At 51.7% G+C, this 20,631-nt stretch carries 20 protein-coding genes; all 20 read left to right on the forward strand.

What is annotated here, in order from left to right:
• Positions 1-236: 236 nt before the first annotated feature.
• The 20 genes from FAY32_RS02375 (at position 237) to rfbD (ending at position 20,597) form a co-directional block, all read left to right on the forward strand.
• On the forward strand, positions 237-1,634 hold the full coding sequence (locus tag FAY32_RS02375) for an APC family permease (protein WP_143461858.1): 1,398 nt from the start codon (positions 237-239) through the stop codon (positions 1,632-1,634).
• A gap of 16 nt (positions 1,635-1,650) precedes the next feature.
• Positions 1,651-1,914: a lipoate protein ligase C-terminal domain-containing protein gene (locus FAY32_RS02380; protein WP_263862537.1), complete on the forward strand. Its 264-nt coding sequence runs from the start codon at positions 1,651-1,653 to the stop codon at positions 1,912-1,914.
• 289 nt (positions 1,915-2,203) lie between these two features.
• Entirely contained in the window at positions 2,204-3,280 is a 1,077-nt protein-coding gene (locus FAY32_RS02385; RefSeq protein ID WP_143461860.1) for an LCP family protein, read from the forward strand.
• Positions 3,281-3,676: 396 nt separating this feature from the next.
• Complete coding sequence (glf, locus tag FAY32_RS02390) at positions 3,677-4,795, forward strand: UDP-galactopyranose mutase (protein ID WP_143461861.1); 1,119 nt, start codon at positions 3,677-3,679, stop codon at positions 4,793-4,795.
• The gene (locus FAY32_RS02395) at positions 4,795-5,463 is read left to right on the forward strand and encodes a sugar transferase (RefSeq protein WP_143461906.1); all 669 of its coding nucleotides are present in this window, start codon (positions 4,795-4,797) and stop codon (positions 5,461-5,463) included. The genes glf and FAY32_RS02395 overlap by 1 nt, the downstream gene beginning before the upstream one ends.
• Positions 5,464-5,683: 220 nt before the next feature.
• Positions 5,684-7,108, forward strand: a complete 1,425-nt coding sequence (locus FAY32_RS02400; protein ID WP_143461862.1) for a flippase — start codon at positions 5,684-5,686, stop codon at positions 7,106-7,108.
• A 32-nt stretch (positions 7,109-7,140) separates the two neighbouring features.
• Positions 7,141-8,262: a MucBP domain-containing protein gene (locus FAY32_RS02405; protein WP_143461863.1), complete on the forward strand. Its 1,122-nt coding sequence runs from the start codon at positions 7,141-7,143 to the stop codon at positions 8,260-8,262.
• Positions 8,263-8,273: 11 nt separating this feature from the next.
• On the forward strand, positions 8,274-8,846 hold the full coding sequence (locus FAY32_RS02410; RefSeq protein ID WP_143461864.1) for a YveK family protein: 573 nt from the start codon (positions 8,274-8,276) through the stop codon (positions 8,844-8,846).
• Positions 8,839-10,047: a hypothetical protein gene (locus FAY32_RS02415; protein WP_143461865.1), complete on the forward strand. Its 1,209-nt coding sequence runs from the start codon at positions 8,839-8,841 to the stop codon at positions 10,045-10,047. Before FAY32_RS02410 ends, FAY32_RS02415 begins: the two co-directional genes overlap by 8 nt.
• Positions 9,983-11,164, forward strand: a complete 1,182-nt coding sequence (cps2T, locus tag FAY32_RS02420; RefSeq protein ID WP_191988127.1) for a beta 1-4 rhamnosyltransferase Cps2T — start codon at positions 9,983-9,985, stop codon at positions 11,162-11,164. Before FAY32_RS02415 ends, cps2T begins: the two co-directional genes overlap by 65 nt.
• Positions 11,161-12,312: a glycosyltransferase family 4 protein gene (locus tag FAY32_RS02425; protein WP_143461867.1), complete on the forward strand. Its 1,152-nt coding sequence runs from the start codon at positions 11,161-11,163 to the stop codon at positions 12,310-12,312. Before cps2T ends, FAY32_RS02425 begins: the two co-directional genes overlap by 4 nt.
• Positions 12,313-12,327: 15 nt before the next feature.
• The gene (locus tag FAY32_RS02430) at positions 12,328-13,266 is read left to right on the forward strand and encodes a glycosyltransferase family 2 protein (protein ID WP_158727526.1); all 939 of its coding nucleotides are present in this window, start codon (positions 12,328-12,330) and stop codon (positions 13,264-13,266) included.
• Between the two features lie 13 nt (positions 13,267-13,279).
• The gene (gene rfbA / locus FAY32_RS02435; RefSeq protein ID WP_143461869.1) at positions 13,280-14,155 is read left to right on the forward strand and encodes a glucose-1-phosphate thymidylyltransferase RfbA; all 876 of its coding nucleotides are present in this window, start codon (positions 13,280-13,282) and stop codon (positions 14,153-14,155) included.
• 4 nt (positions 14,156-14,159) lie between these two features.
• Positions 14,160-15,029: a glycosyltransferase family 2 protein gene (locus FAY32_RS02440; protein ID WP_158727527.1), complete on the forward strand. Its 870-nt coding sequence runs from the start codon at positions 14,160-14,162 to the stop codon at positions 15,027-15,029.
• A gap of 12 nt (positions 15,030-15,041) precedes the next feature.
• Complete coding sequence (locus FAY32_RS02445; RefSeq protein ID WP_143461871.1) at positions 15,042-16,151, forward strand: MucBP domain-containing protein; 1,110 nt, start codon at positions 15,042-15,044, stop codon at positions 16,149-16,151.
• A 23-nt stretch (positions 16,152-16,174) separates the two neighbouring features.
• Complete coding sequence (locus FAY32_RS02450) at positions 16,175-17,251, forward strand: acyltransferase family protein (RefSeq protein ID WP_143461872.1); 1,077 nt, start codon at positions 16,175-16,177, stop codon at positions 17,249-17,251.
• Entirely contained in the window at positions 17,238-17,972 is a 735-nt protein-coding gene (locus FAY32_RS02455; RefSeq protein WP_143461873.1) for an SGNH/GDSL hydrolase family protein, read from the forward strand. Before FAY32_RS02450 ends, FAY32_RS02455 begins: the two co-directional genes overlap by 14 nt.
• A 37-nt stretch (positions 17,973-18,009) precedes the next feature.
• Positions 18,010-18,591, forward strand: coding sequence for a dTDP-4-dehydrorhamnose 3,5-epimerase (rfbC, locus tag FAY32_RS02460; protein ID WP_143461874.1), 582 nt, complete (start codon positions 18,010-18,012; stop codon positions 18,589-18,591).
• 12 nt (positions 18,592-18,603) lie between these two features.
• Positions 18,604-19,632 carry a dTDP-glucose 4,6-dehydratase gene (gene rfbB / locus FAY32_RS02465; RefSeq protein WP_143461875.1) on the forward strand — a complete coding sequence of 343 codons (1,029 nt, stop codon included), beginning with the start codon at positions 18,604-18,606 and terminating at the stop codon, positions 19,630-19,632.
• A 122-nt stretch (positions 19,633-19,754) separates the two neighbouring features.
• Positions 19,755-20,597 carry a dTDP-4-dehydrorhamnose reductase gene (gene rfbD, locus FAY32_RS02470; protein WP_143461876.1) on the forward strand — a complete coding sequence of 281 codons (843 nt, stop codon included), beginning with the start codon at positions 19,755-19,757 and terminating at the stop codon, positions 20,595-20,597.
• Positions 20,598-20,631 lie beyond the last annotated feature (34 nt).

A 20,631-nucleotide genomic window follows, 5' to 3' on the forward strand; every position in this document is an offset into this window, starting at 1 on the left:
ACCACGAAAATCCCGGCAGTATACGCTTTCAAGCAATCTTTTTCTTGACATTTACCCTTAAAATAACTAAAATATGATAATTAGTCTAATCGAATTCTAATTAATGCTAACGTTGTCTGCAAGTGCTACCTAGAGTTGGTAGCGGGCGGGCAAATGGCTTAGCAGTCAAGTGCCGTCATCATTAAGGGATGGCAGTAGCGTCAGTGAATTTAACACACCACAAAGGAGGAGTCAGCTTGGGACGACCACATCAACTATTTATCAAAAAACAGGTGCAAACGGATCTCTATAAGAAAACGGGGTTGGAGAAGACCTTAACGGCGTTTAGCCTGACGACTATGGGAATCGGCGCTATCGTTGGTTCCGGGATCTTCATCACGCCCGGACTGATTGCCGCCAACTATACGGGGCCCAGCGTGATGCTGTCGTACCTGATCGCCGTAGTCGTCTGTGCGATGGCCGCGCTGTGTTACTCGGAGTTCTCGTCAACGATTCCGTTAGCGGGAAGTGCCTATACCTACGTGTACGCCGTCTTCGGCGAATTTGCCGCCTGGATTCTGGGCTGGGCGCTGATTTCGGAATACCTCTTTGCTGTCTCGTCGGTGGCCGTGAGTTGGTCATCATATTTTCAAAACCTATTAGCGGGCTTTGGCATTAAATTACCTTCCTTCCTTCAAGCAGCAGCGGGAACGGCAGGCGTCAGGGGGGGCGGTATCGACATTGTGGCCCTCGCGATTACAATGATCGTTGCTTGGCTCTTATCCAAGGGAATTCGGGAATCGGCCCGGATCAACAACATTATGGTCATTGTTAAGATTTTAGTGATTTTGCTATTTATTGGGATTGCCGTCTTTTACGTGAAGCCGGAAAATTACAATCCGTTCTTGCCATTTGGGACGCAAGGCATCTTCAAGGGAGCCGCGGTGGCTTTCTACGCCTACATCGGGTTTGATGCCGTCTCTACGGCGAGCGAGGAAGTTAAAAATCCCAAGCGTAATATGCCAATCGGGATTATCAGTTCACTTTTGGTTGCGGCCGTGCTCTACATTAGCTTGTCGGCGGTGCTGGTAGGTGTAGTCCACTACACCAAGCTCAGCGTTGCTGATCCGGTGGCCTTAGCCCTGACCCTGATTCACCAGAACTGGGCGTCCGGCGTGATTTCACTGGGTGCCATCGTGGGGATGACCACGGTGCTGATTGTGATGTCCTATGGGGGCACGCGGCTGTTGTTTGCGATTAGTCGGGATGGCTTGTTGCCTAAGCCACTGATGAAATTAAATCCGAAGACCCACGTGCCCGTCGCCAATACCTGGATTTTCGGTGTCATCGCCAGTCTCTTTGCGGCGGTAATTCCCATTGATAAGATTGCGGAATTGGTCAATATTGGGACACTATCAGCGTTTGCGATGGTGTCCCTGGGGATCGTTTTCCTCCGGCATGACGAGCGGTTCAAGAATCTCGACACCTCATTTCAAGTGCCATGGTATCCCTTCCTGCCAATTATTTCGTTCTTGGCGTGTGTGTACCTGATGACGCAACTGCAGCCGTTCACTTGGGAGGCCTTTGGTGTGTGGGTCGTGTTGGGGCTTATCGTCTACACGACTTACGGCTACAAGCACAGCCGGGTACGGTAACGACCCAGCCTATCGTTTGACACGGCGACAGCATTTCCCAGCGGGGACGGTCGAGTTCGACTTAAATGTCGATCACGGAAAGATCCAAGCCATCCAGATTCACGGCGACTTCTTCGGCCAACTGCCGATTGAAGAGGTCACGGCCAAATTGGTGGGGACGACCTATACCCCGGCTGCTGTTCAAGCGGTCTTTGATGCGTTGGACGTGCCAAGTTACTTTGGCAAGATTCCGGCTAAGGATTTGGTCGACCTCTTGACGCGGCAACCGCAAACCAAATAGAGGTGCACACTCGAAGCGTTACTGCAGAGACGGTAACGCTTTATTTTTAAATTGGTAGTGTGGGGTATTGATTACAAAATGGGTAAAGTAGTGATGCAGACGGCTAGCTGCCACGTCAGCAAATGGTGGCCGCTCAGCAACGATTTCTACGTTTTTCTTAAGCTTCACCGGCGATTAGGAAGTGTTAAGCCTCAGCTCCTATAATGGTCAAGTCAATCATGACCGAAATAATTAAAAGCATCAACCGCCCGGTAGTCTTGCGGACGGACTGAAAGGGTGGTTATCAATCATGGATACGGAACGGCGGCAACGGCCGCATAAAAAGCGTCATCCCATTCGCAACATTATCATTGTCTTACTCCTGGCGTTAATTGCAGGCGGGACGGCTTATGGGATGAATAAATATCAGAGCATCAAGAACACGGTCAAAACAACGTATAAGGCTTCGGGCGCCCAGAAACTGCGCAATGCCAGTGCGGTGCTCCAGGCGAAGAAGCCGGTCTCGATTCTCCTCATGGGGACGGATACGGGGGCCTTGGGGCGCAACTTCAAGGGACGAACGGATAGTATGATGGTCGTGACCATCAATCCGCAGACTAATAAGACCACGATTACCAGTATTCCACGGGATACAGCGGTCAACGTGCCGGGCTTTGCGGACTATGGTGTGGCCAAAATCAATGCGGCGTATGCTTGGGGGCAGTCCAAGACGGCGATTACCACCGTTCAGAAGATGCTGAACATCCCCATCGACTTTTACGCCATTATCAATATGGGTGGTATGGAAAAGATCATTGATGAGGTCGGCGGCGTGACGGTGAAGCCCACGCTGAGCTTTAGCTATGGCGGTTACACGTTCAAGAAGGGTGTGAAGACCCACATGAACGGGAAGAAGGCCTTGGCCTACGCCAGAATGCGTGACGATGATCCCAAGGGCGACTACGGTCGACAAACACGACAACGGAAGGTCATTATGGCCCTGTTGAATAAATCGGGGTCCATTTCGTCATTACTCAACGAGGACTTCGTTAATTCACTGACGACGCAGACGCAAACTGATTTGACGTTCGACGACTTAACGGCGCTAGCGACGAACTACCGCAAGGCAACGCAGACCAAGAACATCAGCACGACCCATCTTCAGGGGAGTAGCGCGACCATCAACAGTCAGAGCATGGAGGTGGCGTCTAAGGCCGAACTTCAGCGCGTGACAAACTACATTCGCAAGGCGTTGGGGTTGAGTCAGGCCACCACGGGGACGATCGCCCAGATGGATACGGGCAATGATGGTGCAGCCAGTAGCAGTGAGTCAAAAACGACAAGTGATAACAATACTAATAATAGTGGTCAGCATACGGGCTACTAGAAAATGAAGGTCCAAAAGCCTGCCTCAACACAGATAGTGTTGGGGCAGGCTTTTTGTGCACCTGAAAGAATAATGCCATCAGTGATTTATGGCCTACACATATAATAAAAAGTGTAACAAAAACGTCTTAATTATACCCACCAAGCCATAGTATAATGATGGAGCGAAATTCGAGATGTACTGACAAAGAGCCACAAAAGTTATCCTAAATATAAAATTTGTAATTACGGTTAACTAACGTATGCACCATTTATAGGGTATCTGTGATTCGGTTTAGCGACGAGCACTTTATACTCGGTTTTAGGCTAAAAAGACCAGTAGCTTGTTAATTGGCGGAAATTGCCGAATGCATTTTTTGGGCGCGTTTGGCCGTGTAGTTAGGGGGATTAAGTGACGTTGACTAAGTATGATTATTTGGTTGTGGGGGCTGGCCTCTTCGGCGCAGTCTTTGCTCGCGAAGCGGCGTTACATCAGAAGCGAGTCAAGGTAATTGAAAAGAGAGAACACGTTGCTGGAAACATCTATACCGAGGAAATTGACGGCATCCAGGTTCACCAGTATGGGGCCCATATTTTTCATACTTCCGATAAAGCAATCTGGGATTATGTGAATCAATTTGCGACGTTCAACCGGTATACGAACAGTCCAATGGCCAATTACCAGGGCAAGCTGTACAACCTGCCCTTTAATATGAATACCTTTAGCGAGCTGTGGGGAGTGCGGACGCCCGCCGAAGCACAGCAAGAGATTGCGCGGCAGCGGGCCGCCTTGAACTTGGCAGGAGCACCCAGAAACTTGGAAGAACAGGCCATCTCATTGGTGGGGACGGATATCTATGAAAAATTGATCAAAGGGTACACGGAGAAACAGTGGGGCCAGCCGGCTAAGGACTTGCCAGCGTTCATCATTCGCCGGTTACCCGTCCGCTACACCTTTGATAACAATTATTTTAATGACACCTATCAGGGCATTCCCATCGGTGGCTACACCCAAATCGTGGAAAAGATGCTCGCTAGCGACCTGATCGACGTTGAGACCGGGGTGGATTTCTTTGCCAACAAGGCGCACTATCTGCGGGATTTCCCCAAGGTCATTTTCAGCGGCATGATTGACCAATATTTTGACTACCAGCTGGGGGAGCTGGCGTACCGGTCGCTGAGGTTTGAAACGGAAGAGCTGGCTATTGACAACTACCAGGGAAACGCCGTGGTGAACTATACGGATGCGGCAACCCCATTTACCAGAATTATAGAGCACAAGCATTTTGAATTTGGTAAGGGCAATGCGGGCAAGACCATTATCACCCGTGAGTATCCGCAGACTTGGAAACGTGGGGATGAACCGTACTATCCCGTCAACAACGCTCAGAATAACCAGCTTTACAAGGCTTACGCCGCTTTGGCTAAGGATGAAAAAAACGTTATTTTTGGCGGTCGACTGGGACAGTATCGGTACTTTGATATGCACCAGGTCATTCATGCCGCGCTGGTCATGGCAGAAAGGGAATTAAAGTGATGAAAGTTTGGGGGAGGAGGATCTCCGAAGTGACAGCTGATACAGATGGCGTCCAAAAAAAGCGGGTCTATCATATCTGCAAACGGATCTTTGATCTGATAATGAGTGTCATTGCCTTAGCAGTGCTATGGCCAATTTTCTTAATCATTGCCATAGCGATTAAGGTTGATGATCCGCACGGGGGTGTGTTCTATTCTCAGACCAGAATTGGCAAGGACGGCCGCCGCTTTAAAATGTTTAAGTTTCGGTCAATGGTTACGGATGCGGATGAAAAGTTGAAAACGTTGTTGAAGTATAACGACGTCGATGGTGCCATGTTCAAGATGAAAGAGGACCCACGAATCACACGGGTAGGCAAGTTTATTCGCAAGCACAGTTTGGATGAACTGCCCCAGTTGGTGAACGTGCTCTTGGGTGACATGTCACTGGTCGGGCCACGGCCACCGTTGCCGCGAGAGGTCAAGGAGTACGGCCTAACCGATGTGCAACGGTTAGCGGTCGTGCCAGGGTGCACTGGCTTATGGCAAATTAGCGGGCGGAACAACGTTAGCTTCGACACCATGGTTGCCTTGGACTTAAAGTACATTCGAGAAGCCAGCATCTGGGTCGACTTTGTGATCCTGCTCAAGACATTTCGTATCATTATCAGCCCGAACGATGCCTATTGAGTTGTGGGGGGGCAAAGTGCAGCCCTGATGGTTACGTTTCGGTTCAAATTTAACGAACGGTAAGGCGGCACAGTTATTTGCTAACGGCCACCCCTTAGTAACTTAGTAATTTGAACAATGCAACAGCAGATAGTAGTCATTCTTAACGGGAAATATTATGTTAATGGTGACTTGAAGCAAATAAGTTGCTGATACATGAAGTCGATTGGAGTTTAATGGCATGAATGTTGTTCGCAATTATATGTATAACGCGGGATATCAATTACTGACACTGATAGTGCCCTTTATTACGGTGCCTTATATCGCACGGGTTCTGGGGCCTACGGGTGTCGGGATCAATTCGTATACGAATTCCATCATCACCTATTTTCTGTTATTGGGAACGTTAGGCATAACGGTCTATGGTAACCGCGAAATTGCGTATCACCGCGATGATTTCGAACAACGAACACGGACTTTTTGGGAAATTGAGTTGTTACAAGTGATCACGGTCGTGGTTGCGTACGGCTTGTTTTTAATCTTTGTGGTGTTTCAAACCCAGTATAAAAGCTATTTCTTGCTCCAGTCACTGTGGATCATTGCCGGCATCTTCGACATCTCATGGTTATTCATGGGGATGGAGGATTTTAAAAAGACCGTTCTGCGGAACTCGTTGGTCAAGGTCGGCTCGTTGATCGCAATCTTTACGTTGGTCAAGACTCAAGCCGACGTGGGCATTTACATCATGATTTTGGGGGCTGCGCAGGTTCTGGGGAATCTGACACTTTGGCCGTATCTACACACCGTTGTCGGGAAACCCCAGATTAATTTTGCGGGTGTCTGGCGTCATCTGCGGCCGACCATCGTGTTATTTATTCCCCAGATTGCGACGCAGGTCTACCTGCAGTTGAACCGCACCATGTTGGGGCAGTTCGACTCCGTGACGGCAGCGGGCTATTACGACTATGCGGATAAGTTGGTCAAGATGATTTTGGCGGTGATTACAGCCACGGGGACGGTGATGCTACCACACATGTCACACTTGGCAGCCCAAGGGAGTCAGCGGCAGCTAAACCGCCTGTTGTATAAATCATTTAGCTTTTCAAGTCTGTTGGCCTTGCCGTTGATGTTTGGCCTAGCGGCGGTGGCCGGTACGCTCGTGCCCCTTTACTATGGCCCTAAGTTCAGCATTGTTGGTCAGTTGATCGTCATTGAAGCGCCGGTGGCCCTACTGATTGGGTGGAGCAATGTCATTGGGTTGCAGTACCTGATGCCGTTGAAGCGGGTTAGGGATTATACCGCCTCCGTTACCTACGGCGCCTTGGCGAATATTGTGATCAACGTGCCCTTGATTATGACTTTGGGGGTCAAAGGGGCGACGATTTCGACGGTGATTTCGGAAGTGATCGTCACGGCCTATCAACTGTTTGTGATTCGTGACCGGGTTAGCTACCGGGATCTGTTCGCGGATGGCTGGAAATTTCTGGTCGCCGCGGTGGCCATGTTTGTTCCGGTGCTTGCATTGAACTTGACCATGCGCGTGTCGGTGATGAGTCTCGTCTTGCAGGTAATGTTAGGAATTGGCATCTATTTTGGTGCCTTGGCGCTCTTGCGACCAGATATTCTGCAGGATGGGATTTACTTTTTGAAAAACCGTCGGCGGTGATTGGCATGCTGTGAGAAGTGGGGGTCAGTGAGATGAGTTCTAAACGACAAAACCGCATCCGTAATGGCTTGATTGCGACCGCCATTCTGCTCGTGATTGGACTGGTCAGTTACTGGAAGTCGAGTAGTACCCTTGTGATTAATTTTGTGGATGAAAATGGCACGCCGGTCACGGCACCGTTAAAGACGATTGGGCGGCCGAATGCAGTGTACAACTTGACCGCTGCTAAGGTTCCGGGGTACACGCTTAACCGGACGCACTATCAGTTCAAATACACATATGGCACCTCGCAACAGCAAGTGATCTATCATCCCGACACCGTGGCCTCACTGGATAAGTTGCTGAAAGCAAAGTACATCGGGGTTTCCGCACAGGATATCACGACCAATACGTTCAATGGCGTTCAGTCGACGCCTTATGAACAAAGTGATAATCGGTTGCGGGTCCTCTACGCCAATCGGCTGAACGACTGGCATACCTTCAGTACCAACTATCCGGACGTTGCCATTCAAGATCCGACCCTATTTCAGCTAGGGGAGTTCTGGTTCATTGCCTACACCGGTGGGGTCTTACGGTCCACGGATCTCAGTAATTGGGACGTGATTGCAACGACCCCTTCGCCTAAGTTTCACAATGTGATTGCGCCATCGCTAGTGCACGTTGGCAAGAAGACCGACATGATATTCATGGCGACGGTGCCCAAGCGAAAGGAACTGGCAAGTTTCGTGGCACCATTTAACGAGACGACTGGTCAGCCCAAACTGACTCAGGCAAAACGAATTCGCGGTGTCACTGGGCCAAGCACCTCTGCCAGCTTATATCAGGGGCGGACGGGGTACTACCTGACTTACAGTGAGCAGGACTCCGGGGTCGTTTACATTAAGAAGTCCAAGACGATCACGGGGAAGTATCGGTTGGTCCGTAAAATTGTTCCAGTCAAGGGAAGTTTTTATTACGCACCGACCTTTGCTTTGGATGAGGCGGGGAAGGTCCGGGGCATCGTCTATAGCTCATACTATTACGATGAATCGGGCGACCTGGCGTACAATGGTGCATTTATGCAGTCAAAGATTTTGACGAAAACGCCGCCGATTCAGCTAACTGGTCAGTTTGCTTTTCAAAAATTTAGCGTCATCAAGCTCGGCGCGGATTAGGAGGAAGTTGGTTGGAAAATTTATACACGTTTTTTAAAAACATGCGCAAGGACTGGCCACTCTTCCTGTTCCCAATCATCGTGTGTCTAGCGTTTGCCAGCATTTTCATTGGTAACGAGCAGACCGTTTTTGTGAGTCGCATTCAGGTTCAAAGTCGGGGGGATCGGCAGTGGGATTCCCTGTCGATCCCGGTATATCAGACGATATTAAAGAACCCAACGGTGATTCGCTCGGCACAGATTGCGCTGAAAAAGGATTACAACATTGCGGTCAGTCAAGCACAATTAGTTGCCAGTGTGACGACCAAACCGGTGGTTCACGGCAATGCGATGGTGATTGCGGCAACGGCGCGCGATCCCGAGTTAGCGACGGCCATGGGAAAGCAGGTCACCGCGAGCATGTATTACACGCTTGGCACGTACTTACCGACCAAAGATCTGCGAATCGATCCGCGTGCGACTGTCAAGCAGCAGGGGGCGAATCCGGTTTATGCGCTGCTAATCTCGCTTCTGTCGGGATTGGCAATTGGCCAAGGGTTACGGTTACTGATGAGGAGGCGCGGAAAGGGGGAGTTGGATGTCTAGTCATTTGAAACATCCGCAGCGCATGGCGCGACTGTCACTGGGTATCTATTACCTGGGGACAGTGTTGTACCTGGTGTATACCTTTTTGCAAACGACGCTCTTCTCCGCCGTGGTACCGAATGCCGTGTTTAGTTTGGCCAAGTATCTCTGTTTGGCAATATTCGTTGTCCGTATTTTGACTAATAGATATGACGAGCGGCAAGTGTTGCTCCTCTTTGGGGGCCTGCTACTGGCGGTACTGATCTACCAGAACTCCGGTGATACGTCGATCGTGGTGCTGATGTTGTTTCTGCTGAGCAGTCTTAACTGCCGGTCCAGGATCATCGTTGAAATCTATTTCTGGACGGCCCTTGCCTTAATCGCCGTTACGATTGGCAGTGCCTTGGTCGGTGTTATCGATAACTATCACTACCAGGTGAACGGGAGTGTGCGGTATGCGTTTGGTTTCTTGTACAGCACGGACTTTGCCGCCCATATTTTCTATCTCTGCCTAGCGTATGTCTACATTCGGGGACGGCAGCTACGCAAGCTAGAGTTCTTCATTCCAGTCGTGTTAGCGGCACTGGTGTTTCTGTTGACCAGAGCCAAGTTAGATACGGCCTTGTTGATCTTAATTCTATTAGCGGCGATGGATTACCGGCGATTGTCGAATCAACAGATGAAGAAGTTTGATCGGTGGCTATATCTGTTTCCAGTGCTGATGGCCGCGCTGTCAATCGGGGCATCCTGGTTATTTACGCCCACGAATGGCATTTTGGTCAAGATTGATGACTTCTTTACGCACCGCTTAGCGATGGGGCATTTGGCCCTTTACGAATATCCCTTGCGGTGGTTCGGCCAGTACGTGTTTCAGCAGGGAAGTGGGGGACTGACCTTTCCGACTGGACTGACCACTACGGGGACCAACTTGGCGTACTTTTTCATTGATTCCTCGTATATCAAGGTGTTGCTGAGCTTTGGTATCGTTTTTCTAGGGCTCTACCTGTTTGGCATGAGTCATGCCATCCGCTTCAACGTGGCACACCAAGCCTATCTGTTACCACTGGTTTTAGTCATTGTCTGTATCTCAAGTATCATTGATCATCATTTGCTGGATATTGCCTACAATCCGTTTGTTGTCTGTGTCCTAGCTAATAATGCTGTGGGGGGCGTTGGAAGTGAAGAACGTATATATCATTGGTTCAAAAGGGATTCCCGCTAATTATGGTGGGTTTGAAACGTTTGTTGAAAATTTGACGGGTCTGAAAAAGTCGTCAGCTTTACAGTATTACGTTGCTTGTTTAAGCGATGAGGCCGGGACGTTTGCGTATCATGACGCTACTTGTTTTAATGTGCCCGTCCCGAATGTCGGCCCGGGGAAAGCCATCGTCTATGATTTGAAGGCCTTGAAATGGGTGATCAACCACGTCAAGGAAAATAACGTGCAGTCAGCGGTGGTGTACATTCTGGCCTGTAGAATTGGCCCCTTTTTGGCCCCCTATCTGCGCAAGCTACATCAACTCGGGGTCGCCTGCTATCTCAATCCGGACGGTCACGAGTGGCTACGGGCAAAGTGGAGTAAGCCCGTGCGGCACTACTGGAAGCTATCCGAAAAGATGATGGTGCGCCAGGTCGACCTGGTCATCTGTGACAGTGTCAATATCGAAAAGTATATTCATCAGAACTATGAGAGCGACCACTTGCGGACGTGTTTTGTCCCGTACGGCGCGACCGTAGCCAGTGAGAAAGGGGCCATCACGGCGGACCAGCAAGCCTGGTTTGATCACCGCCAGGTTGCGCTGAATGAGTATTACCTGATTGTGGGACGATTTGTCCCGGAAAACAATTATAAAACGATGATCACGGAGTTCATGCGCAGTCAGACTCGGCGGAAGTTGGTCATTGTCACCAACGTCGAACACAATAAATTTTACGATGACTTGGAGCAAGAGACACATTTTAGTCAGGACAGCCGCATCCAATTTGTGGGAACGGTCTATAATCAGGCGTTACTAAAAGTGATTCGCGAGAATGCGTTCGCTTATCTCCACGGGCATGAGGTGGGGGGCACCAATCCCTCGTTGCTGGAGGCCTTGGCGTCAACGTCATTAAACCTGTTGTTAGACGTGGGCTTTAATCATGAGGTCGGCAAAGCAGCCGCGAGATACTGGACCAAGGACCAGGGGTCGCTAGCGCAACTGATCAATGAGGTTGACACGTGGGATGAACAGCAGCGGCAGGACTATGGTGTCTTGGCCAAGCACAGGATCACGCAAGCCTACAACTGGGACGATATCGTCAGCACGTACGAAGCTATCTTTCTGGGGGAGAAATCATGAAAACAATCCTATTTCTCCACGCCGGTGCGGAGCTCTATGGTGCCGATCGAATCCTATTGAATCTGGTAAGTACGTTGAACCCCCAGAAGTTCAAGCCGATTGTGGTGTTACCCACTGAGGGGCCATTGGTCGCTGAGTTACGCAAGCAGCACGTGGCGGTTCACGTCATCGCCTACCCAATCTTACGGCGGAAATACTTCAATGTGCGGGGCTTGTTCCATTACTTGAAGCAATATCGGCGGAGCTGCCGGCAAATTGTCGAGTTGGTCAAACAGGAGGATGTGGCAATTATTCATGCGAACACGCTCGCCGTCTTGGAAGGCATCACGCTCAAAAGGCGCCTGCGAGCGAAATTGGTCTGGCACGTCCATGAGATCATTACGCGTCCCCGAGTCGTGTTCCTAGCGACGGCCTTTCTGGCTGGTCGGTTTGCTGATCAGATTATGGCGGTCTCCAAGGAGGTGCAGACCCACCTGGTAAGCTCCAAGCTGGTGGCCCCCCGAAAAGTTCGGGTCGTGTATAACGGTGTCGATACGGAAAAGTTCAAGCCAATGCCAGTCGCCGCGAGTTTAAAGGCGGAGTTCCAACTGACCGATGATGACATCGTGATCGGCATGATCGGCCGAATCAACGCTTGGAAGGGCCAAATGGTCTTATTGCGGGCAATGCTGCCATTATTGCTGGCGAATCCGCGACTAAAGCTCATCTTTATCGGGAGTGTTTTTGCTGGCGAGGAACAGCGCCAACGGGACTTAGCAGCGGCGATTGCGCACAGCCAGGTAGCTGATCAGATTCGCCTCAAAGCGTTTAGAGACGATCTGCCCCAGGTGTATCAGCTGTTCGATGTCTTTGTTCTCCCGAGTACGAACCCCGATCCGTTGCCGACAGTGGTCTTGGAAGCAATGGCGACGGGCAAGCCAGTCGTGGGTTTCCGGCACGGCGGGGTGATCGAAATGGTTCGGGATGGCCTGAACGGGTTACTCGCTACGCCCGTGGACGAGGACGACTTGCGGCGGTGCATTCAAGAATTAGTCGCTAACGAAGGCTTACGCACTAAGATGGGGGCTGCCTCACGCGTACGCGCTGTGCAGCAGTATTCACCACAAAAATTTAGTCGGGCGTTCGAAGATATTTACAATCAACAGTAGATGGAGTTGAATGGGTTGAAAAACGGAGAAGATGTTGCTATTTTAATGTCGACTTTTAATGGCGCGGCCTATATTGCGCAGCAGATTGACTCTATTCGGGCCCAAAGTTATGCGGGGTGGACGCTCTATGTCCGCGATGACGGGTCAACGGATGATACGGTCGCGATTCTTCAGAAACTCAGGCTGATCGATCAACGAATCGTGCTGTGCGACGAAGAACAGCCAATGAATCTGGGACCGGCGACTTCCTTCATGACGCTGTTAGCGAAAGTCGAAGCGGACTACTATTTATTTGCGGATCAGGATGACGTTTGGTTACCGGATAAGATCGAAAAAACCTTGCTGGTGATGACACGTTTGGCGCCACATGAACCGAACCTGGTGCACACCAATCTGTCGCTCACGGATGGGGAGCTGAACGTGGTGGCGCCTAGCTTCAACGAGGTGGCCTACGATGACGTGCAGTCACTCTTGCTAGCGAATGATATTACGGGCTGTACCGTCATGGTCAATCGCCAACTGAGGGAACTGGTGAAGCAATCAGTGACGCTCCCGTGCATGCATGACATGTGGATGGGCCTGGTTGCCGCGCAGTTTGGCAACATTGCCTATCTCAAGACGCCAACAATCTTATATCGGCAACATGGCGGCAATGTCGTGGGATCGACCACGAGCAGGCTAGCCAAGCTCAAGGCCATTAATTCCGCAGCGGAAAAGGCGCGGTTGCTCACGACCGTGGTCACGGCGCGGGAATTTTTACGACGCTATGGGCATCACTTGAGTGCCACGGAGAGCAAGCCAATCACGACGTTAGCCCAGTTGGGGCAGGTCCCCTTGTTCAGCGCGCTATGGCGACTGCAGAGAAATCATATCTATAAGCATTCATTTGGCGCCACGGTGTCATTTTTCTTAAAGCTAACGTTGCACTATTCGGACTTGAAGCATCGCATCTAGGGGGAGAGAAAGTATGAGGGGAATTATCTTAGCTGGAGGCTCTGGTACGCGGCTGTATCCGGTCACGTTGGGCGTCTCTAAACAACTGGTACCGGTATATGATAAGCCGATGATTTATTATCCGCTGTCCGTTTTGATGTTGGCCGGCATTCGCGATATCTTGATCATCACGAAGCCGCAAGACCAAGCGCAATTTGAAAATCTGTTAGGGGATGGCAGTCAGCTGGGGATTCACTTAGAATATGCCATTCAGGAAAAGCCCAATGGCCTCGCCGAAGCCTTCATCATCGGCAAGACCTTTATCGGCAACGAATCGGTCTGCCTGGTACTGGGGGATAATATCTTTTATGGCAGCGGCCTCAGCACGCTGCTACAAAAGTCGGCCCAATTAAAACAAGGGGCTTCCGTCTTAGGCTATCAGGTGACCGACCCCGAACGTTTTGGCGTTGTCAGCTTCAATGACCAACATGAGGTCGTCTCGATCGAGGAGAAGCCCCAAGCCCCTAAGAGCAATTACGCCGTCACGGGCCTGTATTTCTATGATCATAACGTGGTCGACATTGCCGAGAATATGCGGCCCTCGCGGCGGGGGGAACTGGAGATTACCGATGTGAATAAGTGGTATCTGGACCATCACGCGTTGAACGTCACCCTGTTAGGTCGCGGCTACGCCTGGCTAGATACCGGCACACACGATTCCCTGTTAGCCGCGGCCAGCTTTATTTCGACGATTCAATGCCGCCAAAACTTGAAAATTGCGGCCATCGAAGAGGTAGCCTACCGAATGCACTATATCAACGCTCAACAATTGGCGGCTTTGGCCCACCGCTTCGATAAGAATGACTATGGTCAGTATTTGCTGCGGATTCTGAAAGACGAGGAGGGCTAGGCTGGTGGAAAATTCAGTTTGTGCCGTGGTGGTCACCTACAATCGGGTCGACTTGCTCCAAAAATGTTTGCACGCCATTCTGACGCAATCGGTGGGGGTGGCCCACGTCCTCGTCGTGGATAATCACAGTACGGATGCAACCCAGACGGTCGTCACGGGGATGACGGACGACCGTGTGATCTACCGGCGACTAGATGCCAACTATGGGGGTGCCGGTGGGTTTAAGCAGGGCATTGCCGCCGCGCTACGTGAGACTACCGCGTCGTTCTTTTGGGTGATGGATGACGATACGATGCCGACGCAGACAGCGCTGGCGGAGTTGTTGCACGCCCGTGAGCAGGTCCCCAACTTTGGCTTCCTAACGGCTAATGTGCGCTGGAAGGATGACTCACCTATGAATGTGCCACCGCTTGCCGGTGACTGGGCGGAGGCCACGCGCAACGGACTGGTTAAGGTACACGAGGCGAGCTTTGTCTCGCTATTTATCAGCCGGTCGCGGGTAAATGAGGTGGGATTGCCATTCGCGGACTTTTACATTTGGCATGATGATACCGAATTCACGTTACGCCTAGCTGAGGCGGGGAATGGCTACTATGTTCCGCGGGCCGTGGTGATTCACGACTCGCAGAGCAATCAGGCACCGCTGATCTATCGCGATGAGGCGAGTCGCATTCCCCGTTATTATTATCTGTATCGCAACGAGCTGTACATCTGTCGTCGGCATAAGGGGCGGTTAACGACGATCAAGACGTTTGTGCGGGACCTTTATGTGAGCGTCAAGGTGCTCTTTGTCGCCCCGAATCACCGGTTAAAAAGAAGTCTCGCGGTCTTACGAGGGACGTTTAGTGGCCTACGTTTCTTACCAAAAGGGTAGGTGAATGGTGGCTTGAAATTTCGACAGAAAATGCTGTTGGTCGTGGGCGGTCTCATCCTGATTGGGACTGGCACGTGGTTACTGTGGCCGCAAACCACCATTACGGTGACGCCACTAGACCAGTTAGGTACTCAGATTCAGCCGGCAAAGACGATCACGGGCAGAGTCGGGAGCCGACTGGATCGCCAGCAGCTCACCGAGGCGGGGTACCAGCTCAGTGCTGCGCCTAAAATTAAATTCAGGATCACGCCGCAGACCTTGGTGGTCCACTATCGGCCGACCTTAAGTCGCCAGCAAGTGGCCCGTAAATTAAAGGACTACCGGTACATTGGGGCGTCGTTTCAGGTCCTAAACGCGGGCTTGGGCCGCTATGAGCAGAACTATAACCAGCTCAAAAGTGAGATGGACCGTATGCGCCTTCTGTTGTCGAATGACGGCCTCCATTGGGACCGACTAGCGGTCAACTATCCGAATGTCGCGGTCCGCGACCCCAACATCATCAAGATCGGTGATCGTTGGTGGATCATCTATACCGCTGGCCTCATGTGGACGACGGATTTTCAGAAATGGCATCAGGTCGTCAGTCCAGGCCTCAATCCGAATGGTCAGTTCCAGAAGGTCTGGGCACCGGAGATCTATCGGACGCAGGCGGGCACCTACCAGGTCGTGAGTGCCAACTCGACAGACGGGACGACCTTTCAGCTGTATAGTTACACATTTGATCCCCGGACTGGGGCGGTGGCCGAGCCACAGGCGCTAAATGTGGCGGGCAACTTTCCCAATCTCATCGACCCACACATCGTGTATCAACACGGTATCTATAACCTGTGGGCGAAGGATGAGCAGCGGCATCAATTGGTCCGGGCGGTTTCGGCTGATGGAATCACGTTCACGGGAACCCAGCCGGTGGCATTGCCCATCCAATCGGGACAAGTTCCGGAGGGGCCGACTGAATTGGTGCGGGGAAACCAGGCCTGGTTGTATTTTGACCTATATGATCAGCAAGAGACGTTTTATGGCGTCCAGGCCGTGGCCTTCAAGGATAATCGCGTGGTGTCGCAGCGAAAACCGCTGCAGGCCGACTTTATGGTTCGTCATTTCAGCGTGTTTACCATGCGTTAGGTTTGGCGAAGGAGGGTGAGCTAGTGAAGAAAAGAGTAATGTGGATCGATATTGCCCGGGCAATCGCCATGATTTGCGTGATTATTGGGCACTCCCTATATCAATATACGGATTCGACGTTTGGCCACCTGATTTATAACTTTCATATGCCGCTCTTCTTTATTTTTAGTGGGTATCTCTATCATATGAAGAGTTGGGATAAAGAGGTCCGTGGGGCGTGGCTAAACCTGCTATTGCCGTACTATACGACTGCTGGGCTAATGGGGCTGGTTTTTCTGTATCGGGAATTTTTCCCGAAGTTCTTATCGGTCGGCTTTCCACCTTCGGCAACGGCACTACTGAATATGGCGCTGTACGGCGTGGGGGTGACGCCGCGAACGCCAATGCCAACGAATGTGTTGGCAATCGGTGCCATTTGGTTCTTGATGGCGATGACCATTGCTGGAATCATCTTTAACTGGGTGATGGTCAAGACGCAGGATACACCCCTGCAAAACGTCAGCCGACTAGCCATTTTTGGGACGTTGGCGGTATTCGGCAGATTGATCAGTACGTATTGGCTTTTGCCGCTGTCGATGAATTCCGCCCTCTTTGCGTTAATTTTCATGTACATCGGGTATTTGGCAAAGGATGGGGCGCTGCTTGAACGTCAGAGCGCTAAGTTACTCGTGATGGCGCTGCTCATTTGGTTGGCGGTCTCCCTGCAGCAGACATTTTATATGGTGTCACTAGAGACGCCAGACAGCCTCATCGCCATCGTGGGGGCCGTTGCGGGGACGTTTGCAATCGTCAAGGTTGCGCAGGGGCTAGCTCACTTAAAGCTGACGTCACGGTTCATGGCGTTGCTGGGGCGAAATTCGATCATCATTCTGTGCTTCCACAGCATTGACATGATGTTTTCAAACGTCCCGAATTTGATTATGACGGCCGAATTCACGACGAATGAGGTGGTGAAAATTGTGGTGGTCGTGCTGTATCGCATGCTCATTCCAATCACGGCGGCCATCCTGATTCCCCACATTCCCGGCCTCCGTTCGCTATTTCTCAATAGGGCCTATCCTTTCAAGAAGCGGCAGGTGAAGACTGATGCGCAAGCTTAGAAATGTTCTGGTGGCGCTATTACTAGTCGTGGTCGTTTTGCTCTCCGCAACGGCATGTACCCGTAAGCAAACAGGCTCGGAAACAGCGACGCCGGCACCGGGAAAAATCGTCTTCTTGGGTGATTCGATCACGGCTGGGCTGTTGCCGGGTGGTCAGCACGCTGAGAAAAATTATCCGTGGTGGGTTGGCAAGAGTCTGGGGGTCAAGGTCAGCAACTATGGTCAAGATGGCGGTAAGATCACGGGGGAGTCTGACCGCGATCTATTGCCAGTTTTGAAGCATCACCAGTTAACGGGTGCCCGCACGGTGGTCCTGGCCTATGGCATCAACGACTACCTGGATAACGTGGGGTTAAATGACGTGACGGCCAGATTACTCACCGCCATTCAATATATTCAGAAACGTTATCCCAAGATCAAGTTAGTTGGCCTGTTGCCCCAAAGCGCCTTCGTTGTGCCGGTACCCGCGGCGAATACGACGGGGGTCGCCATGCAGACGAAGAACAAGGCGAACTATACTGAGAGTGAGTTGTGCGACAATCTGACAACTGTTTATCAGAAACAAAACGTACCGGTTCTGGATTGGCGGCCGGATTCGGTCATCAACACGGGTAACGTTGATCAGCTCACCTGGGATGGTGGCCTGCATCCGAACGCTGAGGGGTATCAGATCATCGGCCTGCGGGTGGCGGCATTCATCTTACAGAATGGTGAAGCTTGAGCCGGACGTAAGCAACCAATTATGGGGGGAAATTCAGATGGGAAAATTAAAAGTCACCACAACCAAGTTACAGGACGTTAAAATCATCGAGCCAGCCGTATTTGGCGATCAACGCGGCTTCTTTACAGAGACCTACACCGACCGTGACTTTCAGGCGGCCGGGATCGACATCGACTTCATTCAGGACAATCAATCGCTGTCGGTGGATGCGGGTGTCTTGCGTGGACTGCACTTTCAGCGCGGGAAGGCGGCCCAGACTAAGCTGATTCGGGTGGTCACGGGCGCGGTCCTAGATTTGATTGTTGACGTCCGCGCGGGCTCACCGACTTATAAGCAGTGGGAAAGTTACATCATCTCGGCCAGCAACCATCGCCAGTTGCTGGTCCCGAAAGGATTTGCTCACGGGTTCGTGACGTTGACGACGAATGTTAATTTTCTCTACAAGTGCGATAATTATTACGATGCGGCGGCCGATGGCGGTTTTTCATTTAAGACACCGGAGCTCGGCCTGCAGTGGCCCATCGACTTTGACCAGGCCATCACGTCGGTCAAGGATGCTGAGCAACCGACGTTTACGGAATTCGAACAGAACAATCCATTTGTCTATGGTGAAATTTAGAGGAGACGGCTAATGAAAAATTTACTTGTTACGGGCGGGGCCGGGTTCATTGGGTCCAACTTCGTGCGTTATGTGATTGAAAATCATCCGGAGGTCCACGTCACGGTGCTGGATAAATTGACCTATGCCGGGAATCGGGCGAATTTGGCCGGCCTACCAGCCAATCGGGTGAAGCTGGTGGTCGGTGATATCTGTGATGCGCCATTGGTTGCGACCTTGGTCCAGCAGACGGACGCGGTGGTGCACTATGCGGCCGAGAGCCACAATGACAACTCGTTGCTTGACCCGGCACCGTTTATTCAGACGAACATTGTCGGGACTTACACGTTGATACAGGCTTGCCACAAGTACGATGTGCGCTTCCACCACGTGTCGACCGATGAGGTGTATGGCGACTTGCCCCTGCGCGCCGATTTACCGGGGCACGGTGAGGGGGTTGGTGAGAAGTTCACGCCAGACAGTCCGTATCGTCCCAGCAGCCCGTACTCGTCGACCAAGGCGAGCTCGGACTTGCTGGTGCGGGCGTGGGTGCGTTCCTTTGGCCTCAGGGCGACGATTTCTAACTGTTCCAATAACTATGGGCCGTATCAACACATTGAGAAATTTATTCCCCGGCAGATCACCAATATCTTGAGTGGCATTCGGCCCAAGCTTTACGGGACGGGGAAGAACGTCCGTGACTGGATTCACACCAGTGACCACTCGCGAGCGGTCTGGACGATCTTAACGCAGGGGGAAATTGGCGAGACCTATCTGATTGGTGCCAATGGTGAACGCGACAATCAGGAAGTCCTCGAGACTATTTTACGGTTGATGGGCCAGCCGGCCACGGCTTACGACCGGGTGAAGGATCGGCCGGGCCACGACTTGCGGTATGCCATTGACGCGACGAAGCTGCGCACGGAATTGGGCTGGCAACCAGAAGTGACCGACTTTGAACGCGGCTTACAGCAGACTATTGACTGGTATCGCAATCACGAGGATTGGTGGCGCGCTGAGAAGGCGCAGGTCGAGGCGGCCTACGCCAAGAATGGACAGTAAACTTTTGAAGCGTAATGGCGCGTTGAATCCGACCGCAGGACTTGAAATGTGCTAAGGTCGGATATGAATTTGAAGTGGCGAAAGACGATGCCTTGCGGGGATGACCAGGATGGAGTGCTGAAATGAAAATTTTGATAACGGGCGCCAATGGCCAGCTGGGAACGGAGCTCTGTCGGTTGCTAGATGAACGGGGCGTCACCTATCTAGCAACGGGAAGCGCGCAGCTAGATATCACGGATCAGGAGCAGGTCGACCGCTTCTTTGAACGGAAACAGCCAACGGTCGTCTACGATTGCGCGGCCTTCACGGCGGTCGACGCGGCGGAGGAAGAACCGGGGCGGACGCGCAATCAGGCGGTCAACGTGGCGGGGACGCAGAACCTTGCGACTGCGGCTGAAAGGGTCGGCGCCACGCTGGTGTATGTCAGCACGGATTACGTGTTCGATGGGACCAACCAGGCCGAGTATTTGGAAAGTGATCCGCCGAACCCACGGAATGCGTACGGTCGGGCTAAATTGGCGGGGGAGCGCGCGGTGCAGGCGACCCTGTCTAAGGCCTACGTTGTCCGAACGTCCTGGGTGTTTGGGGCGTACGGCAAGAACTTCGTGGCGACGATGCAGAATTTGGCCAAGACACACCGGGAGCTAGCGGTGGTGGCTGATCAGGTCGGGCGACCGACTTGGACCCGCACGTTGGCCGAGTTTATGGTGTACTGCGTGAATGAAAACGTGGCTTATGGATTGTATCAGTTATCTAATGAAGGAAGCTGTTCTTGGTACACGTTTGCCTGTGAAATTTTGCGGGACCAAGACGTGAAGATCAACGCGATTGCGTCGACTCAGTTTCCGCAGAAGGCGTACCGACCGCGGCATACGGTGATGAGTCTAGAAAAGGCCGCAGCCACTGGTTTTCAGAACATATCGTGGCAGGCGGCACTACAGGCATATCAGGAGCAGACCAAATAGGAAGCCCAATACTGTGGGGAGTATGAAAGGTGGA

Origin of the sequence: Levilactobacillus enshiensis (assembly GCF_007115095.1) — a bacterium.
Taxonomy (GTDB): domain Bacteria; phylum Bacillota; class Bacilli; order Lactobacillales; family Lactobacillaceae; genus Levilactobacillus; species Levilactobacillus enshiensis.

Bases quoted from the DNA above. Each gene is read 5' to 3' on its own strand.
- FAY32_RS02385 (WP_143461860.1), top strand. From the start codon at position 2,204: ATGGATACGGAACGGCGGCAACGGCCGCATAAAAAGCGTCATCCCATT.
- FAY32_RS02395 (WP_143461906.1), top strand. From the start codon at position 4,795: ATGAAAGTTTGGGGGAGGAGGATCTCCGAAGTGACAGCTGATACAGAT.
- FAY32_RS02400 (WP_143461862.1), top strand. From the start codon at position 5,684: ATGAATGTTGTTCGCAATTATATGTATAACGCGGGATATCAATTACTG.
- FAY32_RS02405 (WP_143461863.1), top strand. From the start codon at position 7,141: ATGAGTTCTAAACGACAAAACCGCATCCGTAATGGCTTGATTGCGACC.
- FAY32_RS02415 (WP_143461865.1), top strand. From the start codon at position 8,839: ATGTCTAGTCATTTGAAACATCCGCAGCGCATGGCGCGACTGTCACTG.
- cps2T (WP_191988127.1), top strand. From the start codon at position 9,983: ATGCTGTGGGGGGCGTTGGAAGTGAAGAACGTATATATCATTGGTTCA.
- FAY32_RS02425 (WP_143461867.1), top strand. From the start codon at position 11,161: ATGAAAACAATCCTATTTCTCCACGCCGGTGCGGAGCTCTATGGTGCC.
- rfbA (WP_143461869.1), top strand. From the start codon at position 13,280: ATGAGGGGAATTATCTTAGCTGGAGGCTCTGGTACGCGGCTGTATCCG.
- FAY32_RS02455 (WP_143461873.1), top strand. From the start codon at position 17,238: ATGCGCAAGCTTAGAAATGTTCTGGTGGCGCTATTACTAGTCGTGGTC.
- rfbC (WP_143461874.1), top strand. From the start codon at position 18,010: ATGGGAAAATTAAAAGTCACCACAACCAAGTTACAGGACGTTAAAATC.
- rfbB (WP_143461875.1), top strand. From the start codon at position 18,604: ATGAAAAATTTACTTGTTACGGGCGGGGCCGGGTTCATTGGGTCCAAC.
- rfbD (WP_143461876.1), top strand. From the start codon at position 19,755: ATGAAAATTTTGATAACGGGCGCCAATGGCCAGCTGGGAACGGAGCTC.